The organism is Amycolatopsis sp. Poz14, assembly GCF_006704225.1.
Taxonomy (GTDB): Bacteria; Actinomycetota; Actinomycetes; order Mycobacteriales; family Pseudonocardiaceae; genus Amycolatopsis; species Amycolatopsis nivea.
On the sequence record NZ_JACLHD010000001.1, the window covers coordinates 3,882,294 to 3,898,967 of the forward strand.

19 protein-coding genes are annotated in these 16,674 nt (G+C 69.8%); 14 read left to right on the top strand and 5 right to left on the bottom strand.

The window, feature by feature from the left end:
- Positions 1-593: 593 nt before the first annotated feature.
- On the bottom strand, positions 594-1,373 hold the full coding sequence (locus tag FKO37_RS18715; protein WP_238605250.1) for a hypothetical protein: 780 nt from the start codon (positions 1,371-1,373) through the stop codon (positions 594-596).
- Between the two features lie 358 nt (positions 1,374-1,731).
- Here FKO37_RS18715 and FKO37_RS18720 point away from each other — a divergent pair, with 358 nt between their 5' ends.
- Positions 1,732-2,673: a glycoside hydrolase family 43 protein gene (locus tag FKO37_RS18720; RefSeq protein ID WP_238605251.1), complete on the top strand. Its 942-nt coding sequence runs from the start codon at positions 1,732-1,734 to the stop codon at positions 2,671-2,673.
- A 60-nt stretch (positions 2,674-2,733) separates the two neighbouring features.
- On the opposite strand, the gene FKO37_RS18725 is transcribed toward FKO37_RS18720, so the two are convergent.
- The 3 genes from FKO37_RS18725 to FKO37_RS18735 form a co-directional block, all read right to left on the bottom strand.
- Positions 2,734-3,075: a hypothetical protein gene (locus tag FKO37_RS18725; protein WP_037818481.1), complete on the bottom strand. Its 342-nt coding sequence runs from the start codon at positions 3,073-3,075 to the stop codon at positions 2,734-2,736.
- 572 nt (positions 3,076-3,647) lie between these two features.
- The gene (locus FKO37_RS18730; protein ID WP_238605252.1) at positions 3,648-4,904 is read right to left on the bottom strand and encodes a sodium:proton antiporter; all 1,257 of its coding nucleotides are present in this window, start codon (positions 4,902-4,904) and stop codon (positions 3,648-3,650) included.
- Between the two features lies 1 nt (position 4,905).
- Positions 4,906-7,392 carry an ATP-dependent Clp protease ATP-binding subunit gene (locus FKO37_RS18735; RefSeq protein WP_238605253.1) on the bottom strand — a complete coding sequence of 829 codons (2,487 nt, stop codon included), beginning with the start codon at positions 7,390-7,392 and terminating at the stop codon, positions 4,906-4,908.
- A 143-nt stretch (positions 7,393-7,535) separates the two neighbouring features.
- Here FKO37_RS18735 and FKO37_RS18740 point away from each other — a divergent pair, with 143 nt between their 5' ends.
- From FKO37_RS18740 to ligD (FKO37_RS18750), 3 genes are read left to right on the top strand one after another with little or no spacing between them, the layout of a single operon-like run.
- Positions 7,536-8,096, top strand: a complete 561-nt coding sequence (locus FKO37_RS18740; RefSeq protein ID WP_238605254.1) for a DNA polymerase ligase N-terminal domain-containing protein — start codon at positions 7,536-7,538, stop codon at positions 8,094-8,096.
- Positions 8,093-9,037, top strand: a complete 945-nt coding sequence (gene ligD / locus FKO37_RS18745) for a non-homologous end-joining DNA ligase (protein WP_238605255.1) — start codon at positions 8,093-8,095, stop codon at positions 9,035-9,037. The genes FKO37_RS18740 and ligD (FKO37_RS18745) overlap by 4 nt, the downstream gene beginning before the upstream one ends.
- Positions 9,034-9,897 (top strand): non-homologous end-joining DNA ligase, encoded by an 864-nt coding sequence (gene ligD, locus FKO37_RS18750; RefSeq protein WP_238605256.1) that lies wholly within the window; start codon positions 9,034-9,036, stop codon positions 9,895-9,897. Before ligD (FKO37_RS18745) ends, ligD (FKO37_RS18750) begins: the two co-directional genes overlap by 4 nt.
- Before the next feature lie 102 nt (positions 9,898-9,999).
- Here the strand turns inward: ligD (FKO37_RS18750) and FKO37_RS18755 are convergent, their stop codons facing one another.
- Complete coding sequence (locus tag FKO37_RS18755) at positions 10,000-10,743, bottom strand: trypsin-like serine protease (protein WP_134667925.1); 744 nt, start codon at positions 10,741-10,743, stop codon at positions 10,000-10,002.
- A gap of 186 nt (positions 10,744-10,929) precedes the next feature.
- On the opposite strand from FKO37_RS18755, the gene FKO37_RS18760 reads away from it, so the two are divergent.
- The 10 genes from FKO37_RS18760 to FKO37_RS18805 all read left to right on the top strand — a co-directional run bounded on the left by FKO37_RS18760 (position 10,930) and on the right by FKO37_RS18805 (position 16,664).
- Positions 10,930-11,844 carry a hypothetical protein gene (locus tag FKO37_RS18760; RefSeq protein ID WP_238605257.1) on the top strand — a complete coding sequence of 305 codons (915 nt, stop codon included), beginning with the start codon at positions 10,930-10,932 and terminating at the stop codon, positions 11,842-11,844.
- A 266-nt stretch (positions 11,845-12,110) separates the two neighbouring features.
- Positions 12,111-12,377, top strand: coding sequence for a gas vesicle protein (locus FKO37_RS18765; protein WP_037818560.1), 267 nt, complete (start codon positions 12,111-12,113; stop codon positions 12,375-12,377).
- A gap of 18 nt (positions 12,378-12,395) precedes the next feature.
- The gene (locus FKO37_RS18770; protein ID WP_238605258.1) at positions 12,396-12,839 is read left to right on the top strand and encodes a gas vesicle structural protein GvpA; all 444 of its coding nucleotides are present in this window, start codon (positions 12,396-12,398) and stop codon (positions 12,837-12,839) included.
- The gene (locus FKO37_RS18775; protein ID WP_238605259.1) at positions 12,836-13,564 is read left to right on the top strand and encodes a GvpL/GvpF family gas vesicle protein; all 729 of its coding nucleotides are present in this window, start codon (positions 12,836-12,838) and stop codon (positions 13,562-13,564) included. The genes FKO37_RS18770 and FKO37_RS18775 overlap by 4 nt, the downstream gene beginning before the upstream one ends.
- Positions 13,564-13,800: a gas vesicle protein GvpG gene (locus FKO37_RS18780; RefSeq protein WP_238605260.1), complete on the top strand. Its 237-nt coding sequence runs from the start codon at positions 13,564-13,566 to the stop codon at positions 13,798-13,800. Before FKO37_RS18775 ends, FKO37_RS18780 begins: the two co-directional genes overlap by 1 nt.
- A 13-nt stretch (positions 13,801-13,813) precedes the next feature.
- Positions 13,814-14,386 carry a hypothetical protein gene (locus FKO37_RS18785; protein WP_238605261.1) on the top strand — a complete coding sequence of 191 codons (573 nt, stop codon included), beginning with the start codon at positions 13,814-13,816 and terminating at the stop codon, positions 14,384-14,386.
- The gene (locus FKO37_RS18790; protein ID WP_238605262.1) at positions 14,379-15,401 is read left to right on the top strand and encodes an SRPBCC family protein; all 1,023 of its coding nucleotides are present in this window, start codon (positions 14,379-14,381) and stop codon (positions 15,399-15,401) included. Before FKO37_RS18785 ends, FKO37_RS18790 begins: the two co-directional genes overlap by 8 nt.
- 14 nt (positions 15,402-15,415) lie before the next feature.
- On the top strand, positions 15,416-15,754 hold the full coding sequence (locus tag FKO37_RS18795; protein WP_037818467.1) for a gas vesicle protein: 339 nt from the start codon (positions 15,416-15,418) through the stop codon (positions 15,752-15,754).
- The gene (locus tag FKO37_RS18800; RefSeq protein WP_238605263.1) at positions 15,751-16,485 is read left to right on the top strand and encodes a GvpL/GvpF family gas vesicle protein; all 735 of its coding nucleotides are present in this window, start codon (positions 15,751-15,753) and stop codon (positions 16,483-16,485) included. The genes FKO37_RS18795 and FKO37_RS18800 overlap by 4 nt, the downstream gene beginning before the upstream one ends.
- Positions 16,452-16,664 (top strand): gas vesicle protein, encoded by a 213-nt coding sequence (locus FKO37_RS18805; RefSeq protein ID WP_051172506.1) that lies wholly within the window; start codon positions 16,452-16,454, stop codon positions 16,662-16,664. Before FKO37_RS18800 ends, FKO37_RS18805 begins: the two co-directional genes overlap by 34 nt.
- Positions 16,665-16,674: the final 10 nt, after the last annotated feature.

Sequence of the window (16,674 nt, forward strand, 5' to 3'; positions counted from 1 at the left end):
CCGAGGGCGACGGCACCTCGCGGGCGCGTCCTTCCGCGGCTCTTGGCTGAACCGCTGCCGATAGTACGGATGCACCGGACGCGGCGGAAACCGGCCCGGCGCAAGGGAAACCGGCCGTCGGGCGAGGCCGCGCGGCTCCGTCCAGCACGGCCTCCGATGGCTGCGGAAAACGCTGAGAAGGACTGCCGTGGCCACGGGATCCGGCGAAATGAGCGGAAAGCTCGCCGCAATTCTGAACCACGATCTCCTCTGCTTCCGGTGTGTTCCGGCGGAATGTCCGCCAGGCGCGGCCGATGCCGCATCCCCAGTGCCGGGAGCGAAACGGTTCGGGGTCGGTTCGCTCCCGGCAGTCTCGACAATATCGGGCGGTCCGGGGAGAAAGCACGCAATTTCCGGGAAAGCATTCCGAAGAGTGTCTTTTCGGCCGGTCAGGAAATTGCGCTGGTTACCCAGCTCCTTCGGGGGCGAAACTTCACGATCGGAGGGTCCTGAGTTCTGTTTTGTCCGATCAGCAACTACTGTGCGTAATGCACAGCAAAGGGCTGGTGCGCTCGCACCAGCCCTCCGCCGTGATTCCGGTCGTGCTCGACGGATCAGTCGAGGTCAGGCTCCCGGACGTCCGCCGCGGCTTCGGTCGAGTGGCTGTACGCGCCCGTCGGACCGGCCCCGACGTCCCAGGTCCGGTATCCCACTGCTCCGGGCACTGCGAGCGCGGCTACTCCGGCCGAAGTGGCGCCGTCCGGGCCCGCGGCGAGCTCCGATGCGCTGTACCAGGCGTGGTCGCGTCCGGCGTGGCTGCTCACCTGCGCCGAGGCGGCCCCTTCCGGACCGGCTGACGTGGCTTCGTCGTGATACGAGGAACCCCAGTCCCGGGATGCCTCGCGGATTTTGCGCACCGGGGCAGCGTCAGCAGTCCGCGCCGCGGCTTTCTTGGCCCGCGATGCTGGGGCGGCCTTGACCGGGGTCACGACGTGCTCCTTGCCCGGGGTTGCCGAGCGGACAGCGGAGGAAACCGGGGCCGAGGCCTGGGTGTGCACCGCGTCCTGCGCGGGCCAAAGCGGACGGACGACGTCCCCGCTCGTTTCCCGCGACCCGTGCAGCACAGCGGCGCCGCCGATGCCCGCGAGGCTGCCGTCGTGCTCGCTCCACCGGTTGCCCCACTCGTCGACGCCGGACTCGTGGTGCAGCACGCCCGCGCCGCCGATCCCCGCGAACACGGCCGACTCCTCCTCGCTGCTGGACTGGTTGGGCCACCAGCCCGTGGTGAGCGGCAGTGTGTCGCCGGGGCCCTCGGCGGCCGCGGCGGTCCCGGGCAGGGCCAGGCACAGCGGAGCGAGGATCAAGCCGGACAGCAACGTCCGTTTCATCGACATGACAGTTCGTTTCCTTTCCAAGGGAAAGCGCCCGAAATGAAAGACGTGGAGCCGCGAACGAGCGCTGGGACGACCGGCGTTGCGCCGGGCCGGACTGACGTTACCCCTGGTCCCGCGCGAATTGCCGGCTCCGGAAAGCGATCCGCCCTCCTGGGTGCCCGCGCTTTCGTTCGGCAGCGGCGAAAAACCGGAGTTAACCTGGGGAAATCCTTTCCCGGCAAGGTAAACCGCCTTTCACGCCAGGGTGACGGAGGTTTCCGCGCGGTTCACCGGATCGGGAGGCGCGGCGTACACCCTTCCCAGTGGCAACCCCGCGACGAGCGGGCGATGTCGTTAGCGGGCAAAGACAATCGAGGGCATGTGTTCCTTACGCCGGGCCGGTGCCGCGCTCGCCGCCGTTCTGCTCAGCTTCGCCCACTGTCCGGCCGCGTCGGCTGCCAGCGCGCCGCAGCTCCTGCTAGGACAGGACTTTCCGGACCCCGACGTCGTCAAGACCGGTTCGGGATACTTCGCCTTCTCGACGACCACCGGGTCCGGCAAGGTCCCGGTGGCGAGCGCGCCCGCGCCGGAAGGCCCGTGGCAGATCGTCGGCGACGCGCTCGCGGCCGTGCCGAAGTGGGCGAAGCCGGAGGGCGGATTCTGGGCCCCGGACGTCACCGAGGCGGCGGACGGCACCTTCGTGCTGTACTTCGCCGCGACGCGCCTCCCGAACGGGCCGATGTGCCTCGGCACGGCGACTTCCGCGCAGCCCGCGGGCCCGTACCGGCCGGACGGCGACGCGCCGCTCGTGTGCGTGCCCGAGGACGGCGGCGATATCGATCCGCAAACCTTCCTCGACGCCGACGGCACCCGGTACCTGCTGTACAAGGCGAATGGCTCCGCCTCGGGCCCGCCCGCCGCGATCTTTTCGCAGAAGCTGAGCCCGGACGGACGATCGCTGTCCGGTCCCCGCACCGAACTGCTGCGCGCGGACCTCGGCTCGGAGAAGAACGTGGTCGAGGCACCAACGATGGTGAAGACGCCTTCCCGGTACGTGCTTTTCTACTCTGCCGACACGTTCCAGAGTTCCGGCTACCACACCGGTTACGCCACCGCTCCGACTCTCGCGGGCACCTTTGTCAAGGCGGACGCACCGTTTCTCTCCACTGAACGGCTCGGCGGTGCTGTCGACGGACCGGGCGGCGCGGATGTGGTCGGCGGGAACATCTACTTCCACGGCTGGCTCAACGGCGGGCGGCAGGCGCGCGGCCTGTACCGGATGCCGATCAGTTTCCCGGGCGACGTCCCGCAACTCGGCTGAGCACAGCGGAAACGGCCGCCGCGGGGCAGATGCTCCGTGGCGGCCGCTGTCAGGCCGGCGTCAGTGGCCCTGAGCCGAGCCGCCGTCGACGATCGTTCCGGAGGCGCAGTTGTACGGCGACTTGCCCGCGGCCTCGTTCTCGCCCGGCGACAGCACCGGAACGTTGATGCCCTGCGCGACGTCGCGCACCGGGACCTGCACGCCGAGCACGTTGACGTTGTTGTCGCACACGCCGCCGACGAGGTTCAGGTTGTGCACTGCGTCCAGGTTGTGCACGTTGCCGAGACCGACCTGGTCGACCGGGTCGCCCGTCGCCGTGCCTCCGGCCGCGGAAGCCGATCCGCCGAGGACGGCCATGCCCGCGGCGAGCGCCGTGGCGACGAAACCGAGCTGCTTGATCACTGGTGAAAACTCCTTGCCAACAACGACCCGCCGCGTTTCGGCGGGAAGAACGGGAAAACGGGCCGCGAATCCGGGATCGCGGCCGGGCAAACGGGGTTCGTGCTCCGGACGGGGCCGGTGCGCCCCTGGGCAGTGCTGCACCGGTCCCGCCCGGCCGGCGTCGCTCCGCGTCGGGGGCCCGCCGGGGCCGGCCCGGGAATGTCGGGCAGGTCCCGGCCCTGACGGGCGCGGACGACGCGGAGGCGAACTGCCGGACTTCGCGCCGCGGCCGGTTGCGCGTCCGGCCGGGTGCGAAGGATCAGTGGTGCTCTGTGCGCTGAATTCCGCGCGAGCCGGGGGTTGCGGACGCGACTGTGCCCGGCGCGAAACCGGGGTTGTTCAGCATGGGAAGCGCTCCTAGCGGGATGGGCGATCACGTCGGGCGAAGTGCCGGTCCGGGGGTGCGTCGGGAAACCTACTGGCGCGAAGCGGGCGGCTTCCACTTCGTTCCACCATCGTGTCGGGTCGCGATTCCCTGACCGGGATTTCCGTAACCCAATGGGGGAAGCGGTTTTCCGGGCCGGGAAAGCGGACTATCCGGTCTCCTCCGGAAGGTGCCGCGGCACGTGCGCGCCCCGCTCTTCGACCCGCCGCATCACCGGCGCGGCCAGAATCCCGTGTATCAGCACGGAAAGGGCCACGGCCAGCGCGCCCACCCGCCACAGCTGGTCGGCGCCCGGCAGGTTGGCTTGGTGGAGTCCGTAGGCGAGGTAGTACAGCGTTCCGATGCCGCGCACGCCGAAGAACGCGATCGCGAGTGCGGCGCGTCCGCGGGCGGGGGAGCGGATGAGGGAGCCGACCCCGGTGAGCGGCCGGATAACGAACACCGCGACGGCCGCGAAGAGGACTTCGAGCAGGGTTGTCCCGCGCAGCAGGCCGTCGCCGAGTGCGAAGCCCAGACCCAGCAGGGTGATGGCGACGAAAAGCCGTTCAAGCTGGCGGCCGAAGGTGTGCAGAACCTCGTGGTAGCCGTGCGAACGCTCACTGGTCCGCACGCATACGGCTGCGGTGAACACGGCGAGGAAACCGTTGCCGTGCAGCAGTTCCGCCACCGCGAACGGCAGGAAGGCCAGCGCCAGCAGCACCAATCCGTCGGAATATTCGGCCAGCCGGAAGCGCGACGACGGGATGCGGAAGAACGCCCACGCCAGGAGCCGGCCGAGGGCGAGCCCGACCAGCACCCCGATCGGCAGCGGCAGCAGCACATCGGTGCCGATCGACACGTGGGTTCCCGCTAGCAGCAGCGCGACGAGGACGAACGGCATCGCGAGACCGTCGTTGAGGCCCGCTTCGGTGGTGAGGGTGAAGCGGATCTCGTTGTCCCGCGCCAGATCCGGCTCCACGCCGGGGTCGGGGACTCCGACGTCGCCAGCCAGCACCGGGTCGGTGGGGGAGAGTGCGGAACCCAGCAGCAGCGCGGCGGCGGGCGCGAGTCCGAGCCACCACCAGCCGAGCAGGGCAACCGCGGCGATGGAAAGCGGCATCGCGACGAACAGCAGCCGCCACGGCGACATCCATCTTCGCAGCCCGAACGGCCGGTCCACGGACAGGCCCGCGCCCGCCAGCGCGAGCACGATGCCGAGCTGGGTGAAGGATTCGACCACGTCCGCGTGCCGGGCGGGCGAAGCCCAGTCGCCGAGGTAGGGCAGCGGCAGCAGGCCGAGCAGCAGCCCGGCGAGCACCATCACCAGCGGGGTGGAGAACGGGCGGTCGGCGACCAGTTTCGGCAGCACGGCCGCGGCGAGCGCGAGCAGTCCGGCGACGCCGAACACGACCGGGAGCGGCGGCACCTCAGGCGGTCGCTGAGGTGTCGAAGCGAAGTCCCTCGTCGCCCGCGTCCACGCGCACCGCGGTGCCGGGCGCGACGTCGCCGGACAGCAGCCGGCTCGACAGCGGGTTGTCCACGTACCGCTGGATCGCCCGCCGCAGCGGCCGCGCGCCGAACTGCGGTTCGTAGCCCAGTTCGCTGATCCGCCGCACCGCCTCCGGTGTGAACTCGACGGTGAGACCCTGCGCGTGCGCCCGCCGTTTCGTGCGCTCCAGCAGCAGTTCCGTGATCCGGTCGAGCTGGCCGGCTTCCAGGCGGCGGAAGACGACGATCTCGTCGATCCGGTTCAGGAACTCCGGGCGGAACGATTCGCGCAGCCGCCGCATGAGGCGTTCGCGCAGCTGGTCGCCGTCGCCGTCGGCGGGCTGGACGAAGCCGAGCGCGCCGTGGGTCGAGCTGCCGACGAGGTCCGAGCCCAAATTGCTGGTCATGATGAGGACCGTGTTGGCGAAGTTGACCGTGCGGCCGCGGCCGTCGGTGAGGCGGCCGTCGTCGAGGACCTGCAGCAGCACGTTGAACAGGTCCGGATGCGCCTTCTCGACCTCGTCGAGCAGCACCACGGAGTACGGACGGCGCCGCACCGCCTCGGTGAGCTGGCCGGCGTCCTCGTACCCGACGTACCCGGGCGGCGAACCGATGAGCCTGCTGACGGTGTGCCGCTCGGAGTACTCGCTCATGTCGATGCGCACCATGCTGTCCTGGTCGCCGAACAGCGCCTCGGCCAGCGCCCGCGCGAGTTCGGTCTTGCCGACGCCGGTGGGGCCGAGGAACAGGAAGCTGCCGAACGGCCGGTCGGGCTCCGCGAGCCCGGCGCGGGACCGCCGCACCGCCTCGGCGACCGCGCGCACGGCGTCGTCCTGGCCGATCACGCGGTCGTGCAGGTGCTCCTCCAGGCCGAGCAGGCGCTCCCGCTCGGTCTCGGTGAGCCGCGCCGCGGGCACGCCGGTCAGCCGGGAGACGACCTCGGCGATGTCCGCGTCGGTGACCTCCACCGGTCCGCCTGGGCGTTCGGCGGGCTGTTCGAGACGTTTTCGCACCTCAGCGGCCTCGTCGCGGAGCGAGGACGCGCGTTCGAAGTCTTCTTCGGCGACGGCCTGGTTCTTCTCGCACTGCAATTGGTCGAGCCTGGCCTGCAGCTCGCGCTGGCCGTCGGGCTTGGTCCGCGCGCGCAGCCGGACGCGGGCTCCGGCCTGGTCGATCAGGTCGATCGCCTTGTCCGGCAGGAACCGTTCGGTCAGATACCGGTCGGACAGGTCGACGGCCGCCCGCAGCGCGTCGTCGGTGTAGTGGACCTGGTGGTGGGCTTCGTAGCGGTCGCGGAGGCCGTGCAGGATCGACACGGCGTCCTCGACGGTCGGCTCGGGCACCAGGATCGGCTGGAACCGGCGTTCCAGCGCCGGATCGCGTTCGATGCCGGTGCGGTACTCGTCGAGCGTGGTCGCCCCGACGATGTGCAGCTCGCCGCGCGCGAGCGCCGGTTTCAGCATGTTCCCGGCGCCCTGGCCGCCGCTGCCCTCGCTCGCGCCGGCGCCGACGATCGTGTGCAGCTCGTCGACGAACACGATCAGCTGGTCGCCGTGCTCGCGGATCTCCTTGAGCAGCGCGGACATCCGCTCCTCGAAATCGCCGCGGTAGCGCGTGCCGGCGACCATCGCGGTGAGATCGAGCTGCACGACGTGGCGGCCGCTGAGGATGTCGGGCACGTCGTCGTCGGCGAGCCGCTGCGCGAGGCCTTCGACGATCGCGGTCTTGCCGACGCCCGCCTCGCCGATCAGCACGGGGTTGTTCTTGGTTCGGCGGGACAGCACCTCGACGGTCTGCTCGATCTCGTCGTCGCGGCCGATCACCGGGTCGATCCGGCCCTCGCGGGCGCGAGCGGTGAGGTCTTCGCCGTACTGGGCGAGCGTCGGGGTGTCCTGCAGCGGTGTCGGGCTGTCCGCGGCGGAGTCCTGCCGGAGGCGGTCGGTGGTCACGCCCTCTTCCCGCAGGATGCGGCCCGCTTCGGACTCCTCGTTGGCGGCGAGCGCGGCCAGCAGGTGCTCGGGGCCGATGAACGGGGAGCCGAGGCCGCGGGCGAGCTGGTGGGCGTCGATCAGCGTGCGTTTCGCACCGGGCGCCAGCGCGGTCGCCGTGGTTTCGCCGTTGGCGGCGTGGTCGCGTTCGACGCGTCCGGCGACCTTGGCCGGGTCGACCCCGGCGCGGGTCAGCGCCTGCGCGGTGGCGGGCAGCTGGGTGGCGGCCCACAGCAGGTGCTGGGTGTCGACGTGCCGCCCGCCCCACGCGCCCGCGCGGTCCGCCGCCTCCGCGACGAGCCCGCGAGCCTGGTCGGTGAGCAGGCGCGCCACGTCGACCGAGTAGCCGCGGCGGCCGGGCGCGGCCTGGCCGAAGAACTGCGACAGGAACTGGTTGAAGGGGCTGTTGCCCTGGCCGGGCGGGAAAAATCCGGTCATCGGAGCGCTCACATCTCGGAATCGGGGTCAGGAGTCCGCTTACCCGCTGCCCGCGCCGGTAAACGGGCGCCGCCGGTCGTGCCGCCAGGTCGCACGTTTCGCGCTCCCCGCACGCGGGCACTCGGGCGGTCGGAGGTGGTGGGATGTCCTCGAAGGACCGGCTGGCCGCGTACCGCGCCAAACGCGACCCGCGCCGGACCCCGGAGCCGAGCGGGGGCCGCGCGAACGCCGCACCGGTGTTCGTCGTCCAGCGGCACGACGCGAGCAGCCTGCACTTCGATTTCCGGTTGGAGATCGGCGGCGTCCTCGTCTCGTGGTCGGTGCCGAAGGGCCCGTCGCTGAACCCCTCGGACCGGCGGCTCGCCATCCGCACCGAGGACCACCCGCTCGACTATGCCCGGTTCGAGGGCACTATCCCCGCTGAGGAGTACGGCGGCGGCACCGTGATCGTGTGGGACACCGGCTCGTTCGACGTGCTCACCGAAGACCCGGCCGAACAAGCCCTCGAAGACGGCCACCTCAAGGTCTGCCTGCACGGCGAGAAGCTGAAGGGCGCCTTCTCCCTGATCCGCCGCGACTCTTCCGGCCAGGAGCAGTGGCTGCTGATCAAAAAGGACGACGAGGGCGCCGACCGTCGCCGCAAACCCGCGAAGACCCAGCTCGAATCCGTGCTCACCGGACGCACCAACCGGGACCTCGAATGACTGGTCCTGGCTGGCGCGAGCCGACCCTCGCCACCCTCACCGACCGCCGCTTTTCCGACGAGGACTGGATCTACGAGCGCAAGCTCGACGGCGTACGCGCGATCTGCGTGCGCGACGGCGGCACGCCCACGCTGTACTCCCGCAACCGCAAGGTGATGGACAACGCGTACCCGGAGATCGTGGAAGCCCTTGCCGCGCAAGGCGGACCGCGATTCGTCGCGGACGGGGAGATCGTCGCGTTCGACGGGGACCAGACCAGTTTCGCCGCGCTCCAGCCGCGCATCCACCTGACCGATCCAGAGCGCGCCCGCGCGACTGGCGTGCGCGTGTACTACTACCTCTTCGACCTCCTGTACTACGACGAGCAGGACACCACGCCGCTCGCACTGCGCGAGCGCAAGTCCATCCTGCGCGACGCTTTCACCTTCAAAGACCCGCTCCGCCTGTCCTCGCACCGCAACACCGAGGGCGAGAAGTACTTCGAGGAGGCGTGCCGCCGCGGCTGGGAGGGCGTGATCGCGAAACGCGCCGACGCGCCGTACCACCACGGCCGCTCGCCGGACTGGCTCAAGTTCAAGTGCCAGCAGGGGCAGGAGATGGTGATCGGCGGGTTCACCGCCCCGCAGGGCAGCCGCATCGGTTTCGGCGCGCTGCTGCTGGGCTACCACGAGAAGGGGCGGCTGCGGTACGCGGGCAAAGTCGGCACCGGCTTCGACCACCGGCTGTTGACCTCGCTGCACGCCGAACTGGTCCGGCGGGAAGCCGACGGTTCGCCGTTCGCCGATCCGGTGCGCGAGCCGGGTGCGCGGTGGGTGCGGCCCGAACTGGTCGCCCAGATCGGGTTCTCCGAGTGGACCCGCGACGGCCGGTTGCGGCATCCGAGGTTCACCGGCCTGCGCGAGGACAAGAAGCCGTCCGACGTGATCCGGGAGCATCCGTGAAGATTTCCCATCCCGACAAGGTTTTCTACCCCGCCGACGGTCTCACCAAGGGCGACGTCGTCGAGCATTACCGCACGGTCGCGCCCGTGATGCTGCCGCACCTGCGCGGCCGCCCGCTCACGCTGCGGCGGTACCCGGACGGCATCGAGTCCGAGGGGTGGTTCCAGAAGCATCCGGGCGAGCACTTCCCGTCGTGGCTGCGCACCGAACGCGTGCCGCGCCGGGGCGGCGGGACCGACGAGTACGTCGTGTGCGACGACGAGGATTCCCTGCTGTACCTGGCCGACCAGGGCACGGTGGAGTTCCACGTCTGGCTGTCCACTGTGGACGCGCCGGAGAAGCCGGACCTGCTGGTGCTCGATCTGGACCCGCCGGACGGCACCGACGTCGCCGACCTGCGCACCGCCGCCCGCCGCATCCGCGACCACTACGCCGACGCCGGTCTCGCCGCGTACCTCCAGGCCACCGGCGGCCGCGGCTTCCACGTCGTGGCGCCCCTCGACGCCACGGCGACCACGGACGTGGTCCTGGAACTCTCCCGAGCCTTGGCGGACCGCATCGCCGCGGCCGACCCGGAGCACCTGACCACCGCCCAGCGCAAGGACCGGCGCGGCGACCGCGTCTTCGTCGACGCGAACCGCAACGGCTACGCCCAGACGTTCGTGGCCCCGTACTCCCTGCGCGCCCGCCCCGGCGCGGCCTCGGCGACCCCGCTGGACTGGACGGAACTCGGCAAGGCCGAGCCGAACGGCTGGGGCCCGGACAAACTGCACCGGCGGCTGGCGCGCAAGGACGACCCGTGGCGCGGAATGGAGAAGGACGCCGGATCAGCGGAGAAGGCGCTGGAAAAGCTCAGCTGACCCGCCTTTCCCGCCACCGGGCTGTCCGTGAAGGACTCCTTGGGGGAATCAGATTCCTTCAAGGAGCCCTTCACGGACGACGTGCACCAGGGCCCGCGGCGATCAGACCCCGGAGACCTGCTGAATCCAGTCCCGCCCGGCGGCCACGCTGCCGTAGGTGGTGACGCTGGAGCGGTCGCTGGTGGAGCACACCCCGACCTGGATCCCGCCGTCGACCATCGGGCCGCCCGAGTCGCCGCCGGCCACCGCGCCGTTCGGGGTGCTCGCGGTGATGGCCGGTCCGCCGGAGTTGTCGCTGTCCTGGGTGTTCGAGATCGTCACCTCGGCCTTCTTCAGCACGCTCGACTGGTGGTGGCCCTCGTCGGTGCTCTGCGTCGCGCCCCAGCCGTACACGGTGGCGCTGTCGCCTTCCTGCGCGTCGTCGGAGCTGCTGGCGAGGCGGGCGTACGTGCTGCCGCCGTCGGTGTTCAGCTTGATCAGCGCCAGGTCGCCGCCGGAGTAGACGTAGGTGGAGGCGGCCTTGGCGTGCACGCCGCCGCTGGCGCTGTTGGAACCGATGTACAGGTCGATGTCGGTGAGGCGCTGTCCGTTGTTGTCGTACATGCAGTGCTTCGCGGTGAGGACCCAGCGGCTGCCGATCAGGGTGCTGGTGCAGAAGAAGGTGTAGCCGTTCGCGTGGCCGTTGAAGCGCGTGATGTAGCCGGGGTTCTGCGCGGTGCTGCCGCCGATGATCGACGGCTGGGCGGCGGGGGCCGCGGGGCTCGCGGACGCGGGGGTCACGGCGAACGCGCCGAGCACCGCGCAGGAACCGGTCAGCACGGCGAGGGCCCGGGTGAGTGCGCGCATGTCGCTCCTTGGGGACAGTTTCCGATGGGGACGCTTCCGAACGTAAGCAGCGCGGCCGGGCGGCGGAATCCGCCGAACCGCCGGTGGCGGGCAAGCGGCGGCGACGCGACTTTCGGCGGGTTGCCAACCGGTGAACGGATGCCGAGAATCCGTCTCGACCGGTCCGTTTTTTCCAGGAGAGGCGAAATGCGGTTGTTCGCCCCGGCTCCGGGCGGGGAGCGGCTGGCCAAGGCACTGGCCGAGGGGCCCTTCGAGCGCGCCCTGACGCTGGCGATCGAGCGCAGCGGCCTCGGGCTGGCGCGGCTGCGCGAACGGCTCGCGGCCTCGGGCGTGCCGGTCAGCACGACCACGCTCAGTTCCTGGCGCACCGGGCGCAGCCGTCCGGAACGGCCGGAATCGTTGCGGGCACTCGCTTTGCTCGAGCCGGTCCTGGATGTCCCGCCGGGGGCGCTGCGCGCGCTGCTGGACCGGCCGCGCACCGGCGCCCCGGCCCCGCGCGCGGCGCGCTGGGACCGGTTGTGGGAGAACCGCAGCCTGCTTCCGATGGTGCTGAACTCGTTCGAGGACTCTTCGCCGGAATCGGTCAGCGTGCACGAAACCCTGCACGTCGACGCCGCGGGACGGATGCGCGGTCTCCGCGTGCGGGAAGTGCTGCGGGCGCTGGACGAACCGGCGTTCGTGCGCATCGTCGCGCTGCGCGGGTTCACGCCCGGGCAGTCGCCGGCGCTGGTGTCGGCGCGGTACTGCCGGCCCGGCGTCGTGCGGACGACGCCGGAACAGGCGTTCTCGGTGACGGAACTGGTCCTCGACCATCCGCTGGCGCCGGGCGAGACGGGGATCGTCGAGTACCGGTTCGCGTTCCGCGACGAGGAACCGGATTCGCGCTACGACCGGCGGTTCCGGCTGCCGATCGCGGAACACCTGCTGGAAGTGCATTTCGATCCCGCGGCGCTGCCCGCGGAATGCGTGGCCTACCGGCAGGATTCGCCGTCCGGGCCGGAGCAGGAGACCGCCGAGGTCCGGTTGCGGCCCGGCGTGCCCGCGCACGTGATCCGAACCGGGCAGGGGGCCGGAATTCACGGAATGCGGTGGCGGTGGTGATTTCGTGACCGTCCGCGATCCACTGCGGACGGCCCTGGTGTGTCCTTCTTGGACAGACGGCGCTTTCCGTTGGGAACAGAGCGCTTCGCGCGCGGTCCGCTACTGAGCGTTCGATTCTGCGCTGACTGGTGGGGCGGCGCTGCGCTGTTCGGCGCAATTTCGATGTTCCTGGCGAGTAGGCAGTTTTGGCCGGAGCACCCGGGGTAGCCGACTCCACATGTTTCATCGGCCTGACGAGAGTGGACGCGACGACGGCCGGAGGCGTGATGGCTGAAAACAGCCGGTCTCCTGCCGGGCTCATGCGCGACGCGCGTGCGGTGTTCGAGGAGCTGACCGAAAAGGACATCGAATCCGTGTCGGCGTTCACCCGGGACGGCGACGGATGGAAGCTGCTGGTCGAAGTGCTTGAGCTGGAACGGGTTCCGGACACCACCAGCCTGATGGCCACGTACTGCGTGCGGGTCGACGCACAGGGCGGCTTCCTCGGCTACGAGCAGGTCCGGAAATACGCGCGCGGCCAGATCGACGCGTGAAGAAGGGAAGGCGATTTCATGACCATGGCGACCGGACGGCAGGGCCAGAACGGCCAGCTGCAACGCGGGCCGGGCACCGGAAACCTCTACGACATCCTCGAACTGATCCTGGACAAGGGTCTCGTGATCGACGCGTTCGTGCGGGTTTCGCTGGTGGGCATCGAATTGCTCACTGTGGACGCACGGATCGTCGTGGCCAGTGTGGACACTTATCTGCGATTCGCCGAGGCGTGCAACCGGCTGGATCTCACCCGTGCTTCGAACGCCACGACGCTGCCCGACTTGCTGGGCGAGGTGACCGAGAAAGGCGCCAAAGGGAAGTCCAAAGGCGCGTTGACCGGTGCGGTCGAGACGTTCGCCGAGCAGTTCCAGAAGTCCAGCGACAAGGACGAGAAGGACGAAGAGCCCGAAGAACGCCCGCGCGCTCGCAGCCGGCGCAGCAGTGCGAGGTCGAGCGAATGAGCACTTATCTGTACGGCATCACGTTCGCTGATCATCCCGCGGAGGTGGGCGATCTGCGCGGCGTCGGACCGTCGCCGTCGCCCGCTCGGGTGCTGGCGGCCGGGGACGAACTCCGTGCGGTGGTCGGCGATGTCGACGGTGAACTGCGGGCGAAGCGCAGGGATCTTCTTGCCCACCAAGAGATCTTGCAGGCATTGTGCGAAAAGGGGCCGACGCTGCCGATGCGCTTCGGTGTCGTCGCGGACGACGACACCGCTGTCGCGGAGGAGATCGCGGCGAAAGCCGAGGTGTACACGGCGGCGCTGCAACGCGTCCGCGGACACGTCGAGATGAACGTCAAAGTCTCGCACCGGGAAGAGGCCGTCCTCGGCCAGATTCTCGCCGGGGACGAGGAAATCCGGAACTTGGCCGCGAGCTTGCGGGAGGACGCTGGCCGCGGGCAGGCGGAGCAGGTGCGGTTCGGCGAACTGGTCGCCGGACGGCTGGAGGAACGCGAAGGCGAGGACGCCAACGCGGTGCTGAGCTACCTGCTTCCGCTGGCGTCCGAGCACGCTCCGGGACCGCGGGTCGACGGATGCTTTTTCAACTGCTCGTTTTTGGTGCCGCAGGAGAAATTGGCGGAATTCCAGGACGCGGTGCAGCGGCTGACGACCCTGGTCGAGGAAGTGGCGGAGGTCCGCGCACAGGGACCGCTGCCTCCATACAGCTTTACCGAGGACGAATAGTGGGACTGCTCGGCGAGATTCTCCTGCTTCCGCTGGCGCCGGTGCGGGGCGTGGTCTGGGTGACCGGGCAGGTCATCGATGCCGCCGAGCAGGAGCAGATCGCACAGTTGCAACGTGAACTCGTTGCGCTGGAAAAGGAACTGGTGGCCGGCGGGATCACCGAAGAGGATTTCGACCGCAGAGAAGACGAAATACTCGATCTGCTTGAAGAATTCGACCGGGGGGTTGCCGGATGAACGGAGTGAACAGATGACACCGGGAATGAAGGTCGCGGCCGCCGTGGTCGGCGGTTACGTGCTCGGGAGACGGAAAAAAGCCAAATTGGCGATCACCATGGGCGCCTGGCTCGTGGGGCGAAAGCTGAACCTGGACCCGAAGAAGCTGCTGTCGGACGTCACGCGCGAGCTGGCTTCGTCGCCCGAACTGGCCGGGGTCCGCGATCAGGTGCGGGACGAGGTGCTGGGTGCGGGCAAGACCCTGGCCGCGGACATCCTGACGCACCAGGCGGGGCGGCTGGCCGGTTCGCTGCAAGAGCACACCGACACCCTGCGGGACAAGGCCGCTGGTCTCCCGGCGGCGGTCAGCGGTCGCGACGACTCGGACGATCAGGAGCCGGAAGACGCCGACGACAACGAGGACGGCGGTACGGAAGAAAGCGAAACCCGCCCCCGTGCGCGCAAACGTCCGGCGAAACCGCGTGCGGCGCAAGGGTCGCGCAAGTCGTCCGGCAGTTCGTCGAGTTCGACCTCGCGGAAACGGACGTCCTCGGGCGGCCGTACGCAGAAGCGTTCCTCGGGCACTTCGGGGGTGAACCGTGGCTGAATCCCGTTCTGACAACGACGAACTCGGTCCCCTGGCGAAGCTGCGGGAATTGGCCGCGCGCAACCCCGCGACGGAACAACTGCTGCATGCCGGTGAGGAATACGCACAGGCGAAGGCCGAACAGGTGATGTCCTCGGCGGGCAGCAAACTGGGCGAGGCGTCCCGGCGGCTGGCCGACGCGGGCGGCAGCGGCTCGCTGAAGGGATTGTTCAGCGCGGGCGAGAAAATCGCCGAAGGGAAATCCCCGGTGCGGGCGGCGGTCGAGGCCGGCGGCACCGCCCTCAAGAACTCGGTGTCGGGGCTGTTCGGCAAGCGCGGCAAAGGTTCCGGCGGCAAGAAGATCATCAACATCATCGAGGACATCGACATCGGAGTGCCGGTCCGCGAGGCGTACGACCAGTGGACCGAATTCCAGAAGTTCAGCAGTTTCGCCAAGGGCGTCACGAGCGCCGAGCAGACCGACGACACGACTTCGCAGTGGCGGTTCAAGATCTTCTGGTCGAATCGGTCGATGAAGGCCACGATCACCGAACAGATCCCCGACGAGCGGATCGCGTGGACCACCGACGGGGCCAAGGGCACGATCAAGGGCGTCGTGACCTTCCACGAACTCGCCCCGAGCCTGACGAAGGTCCTGCTGGTCATCGAGTACTACCCGGCCGGGCTGTTCGAGAAGACCGGCAACATCTGGCGCGCGCAGGGCCGCCGGGCGCGGCTGGACCTCAAGCACTTCCGCCGGTTCATCACGATGGCGGGGGAGGCCTCGGGCGACGGCTGGCGCGGCGAGATCCGCGACGGCGAGGTCGTGCGCTCCCCGGAGCAGGTGCGGGAAGACGAGGGCGAGGACGGCGGCGAGGACGAACCGCGCGAGGAAGAGGACCGCGGCGAGGACGAGCCCGAAGACGAAGACCTTCCCGAGGAAGACGAAGACGACCTCGACGAGGAAGACGAAGAGGAAGACGACGAACCCGAGGACGAACGTCCCCGGGGCCGCCGCGCCGTCGCGGCGCGGTGACGAGGAGGCAGCAGATGAGCGAGTCCAGCCTGGCCGCCGGGAGACCGGCCGCCGTGTCCCGCCCGGGCGGTTCCGGCGGCGGCGCGAACCTCGCCGACATCCTGGAACGGGTGCTGGACAAGGGCATCGTGATCGCCGGGGACATCCAGGTCAACCTGCTCGACATCGAGCTGCTGACCATCAAGGTGCGGTTGCTGGTCGCGTCGGTCGAGCGGGCCAAGGAAATGGGCATCGACTGGTGGGAGCACGACCCGTCCCTGTCTTCGGGCTCGCAGCGCAAGGATCTGCTCGAGGAGAACGAACGACTGCGCGCGCAACTCGAACTCGCGCGGGGAGAGCGAGCGGAACAATGAGCTGGTATTGCTACGCAGTCACGGAATTCGCCGCGGAAAACCCGGCGGAGGGCATTGCCGGGCTCCGCGAGCAGCCGGTTTCCGCCATTTCCGAGGCCGGGCTGACCGCGCTGGCCAGCCCGGCCCCGGACGAAGGGTTCGACGAAGCGTCCCTGCAGCACCTTCCGTGGCTGGAAGAAATCGCCCGCGCGCACAACGCCGTCGTGGACGAGGCGAGCCGTCGGACGAGCGTGCTGCCGCTGCGGATGGCGACGATCTACCGCGACGAGGACCGGGTCCGGGAAATGCTCGCCGAGCATTCCGCGCAATTCTCGGAAGCGTTGCGCCGGGTCCGGGACCACGCCGAATGGGGCGTGAAAGTCTTCGCCTCGCTCCGCGCCGCCGAAGAGCCCGCTGCCGAAGCGCCCGCCGACGGACGGTCCTACTTGCGGCAACGACTCCGCCAACGCCAAGCGCGGGACACTCGGACGAACGAAGCGCTCGCGGTCGCCGAGCGAATCGAGCGGGAACTCGCGGAGCTGTCCGCGGACCTCCACCGGCATCGCACCCAGGACCCCGCCCTCACCGGCCGCGCCGACCGCAACATCCTCAACCTGGCCTGCCTGGTCCCCGACGCCGGCCGCGAACGCTTCCTGGAGCGGCTCGCCGACCTGCGGCAATCGGAGGTCGCCGGAGTCGAAGTCGAGGTCACCGGCCCGTGGGCCCCGTACTCCTTCGCGGGGATCTCGTGACGGGCGCGGTCGAGGAAACCGACCGGCTCGCCCTGGTCGACCTGCTGGACCGGCTGCTCGCCGGGGGCGTGGTGCTCACCGGCGACCTGGTGCTGTCGGTCGCCGAGGTCGATCTGGTGCACATCTCCCTGCGCGCGCTGATCACCTCGGTCCGCGAAGACTGCCCGGCGCCCTGGTGAAAGGAGGGCC

Bases quoted from the DNA above. Each gene is read 5' to 3' on its own strand.
- FKO37_RS18715 (WP_238605250.1), bottom strand. From the start codon at position 1,373: ATGTCGATGAAACGGACGTTGCTGTCCGGCTTGATCCTCGCTCCGCTG.
- FKO37_RS18720 (WP_238605251.1), top strand. From the start codon at position 1,732: ATGTGTTCCTTACGCCGGGCCGGTGCCGCGCTCGCCGCCGTTCTGCTC.
- FKO37_RS18735 (WP_238605253.1), bottom strand. From the start codon at position 7,392: ATGACCGGATTTTTCCCGCCCGGCCAGGGCAACAGCCCCTTCAACCAG.
- FKO37_RS18740 (WP_238605254.1), top strand. From the start codon at position 7,536: ATGTCCTCGAAGGACCGGCTGGCCGCGTACCGCGCCAAACGCGACCCG.
- ligD (WP_238605255.1), top strand. From the start codon at position 8,093: ATGACTGGTCCTGGCTGGCGCGAGCCGACCCTCGCCACCCTCACCGAC.
- FKO37_RS18755 (WP_134667925.1), bottom strand. From the start codon at position 10,743: ATGCGCGCACTCACCCGGGCCCTCGCCGTGCTGACCGGTTCCTGCGCG.
- FKO37_RS18760 (WP_238605257.1), top strand. From the start codon at position 10,930: ATGCGGTTGTTCGCCCCGGCTCCGGGCGGGGAGCGGCTGGCCAAGGCA.
- FKO37_RS18765 (WP_037818560.1), top strand. From the start codon at position 12,111: ATGGCTGAAAACAGCCGGTCTCCTGCCGGGCTCATGCGCGACGCGCGT.
- FKO37_RS18770 (WP_238605258.1), top strand. From the start codon at position 12,396: ATGACCATGGCGACCGGACGGCAGGGCCAGAACGGCCAGCTGCAACGC.
- FKO37_RS18775 (WP_238605259.1), top strand. From the start codon at position 12,836: ATGAGCACTTATCTGTACGGCATCACGTTCGCTGATCATCCCGCGGAG.
- FKO37_RS18785 (WP_238605261.1), top strand. From the start codon at position 13,814: ATGACACCGGGAATGAAGGTCGCGGCCGCCGTGGTCGGCGGTTACGTG.
- FKO37_RS18795 (WP_037818467.1), top strand. From the start codon at position 15,416: ATGAGCGAGTCCAGCCTGGCCGCCGGGAGACCGGCCGCCGTGTCCCGC.
- FKO37_RS18800 (WP_238605263.1), top strand. From the start codon at position 15,751: ATGAGCTGGTATTGCTACGCAGTCACGGAATTCGCCGCGGAAAACCCG.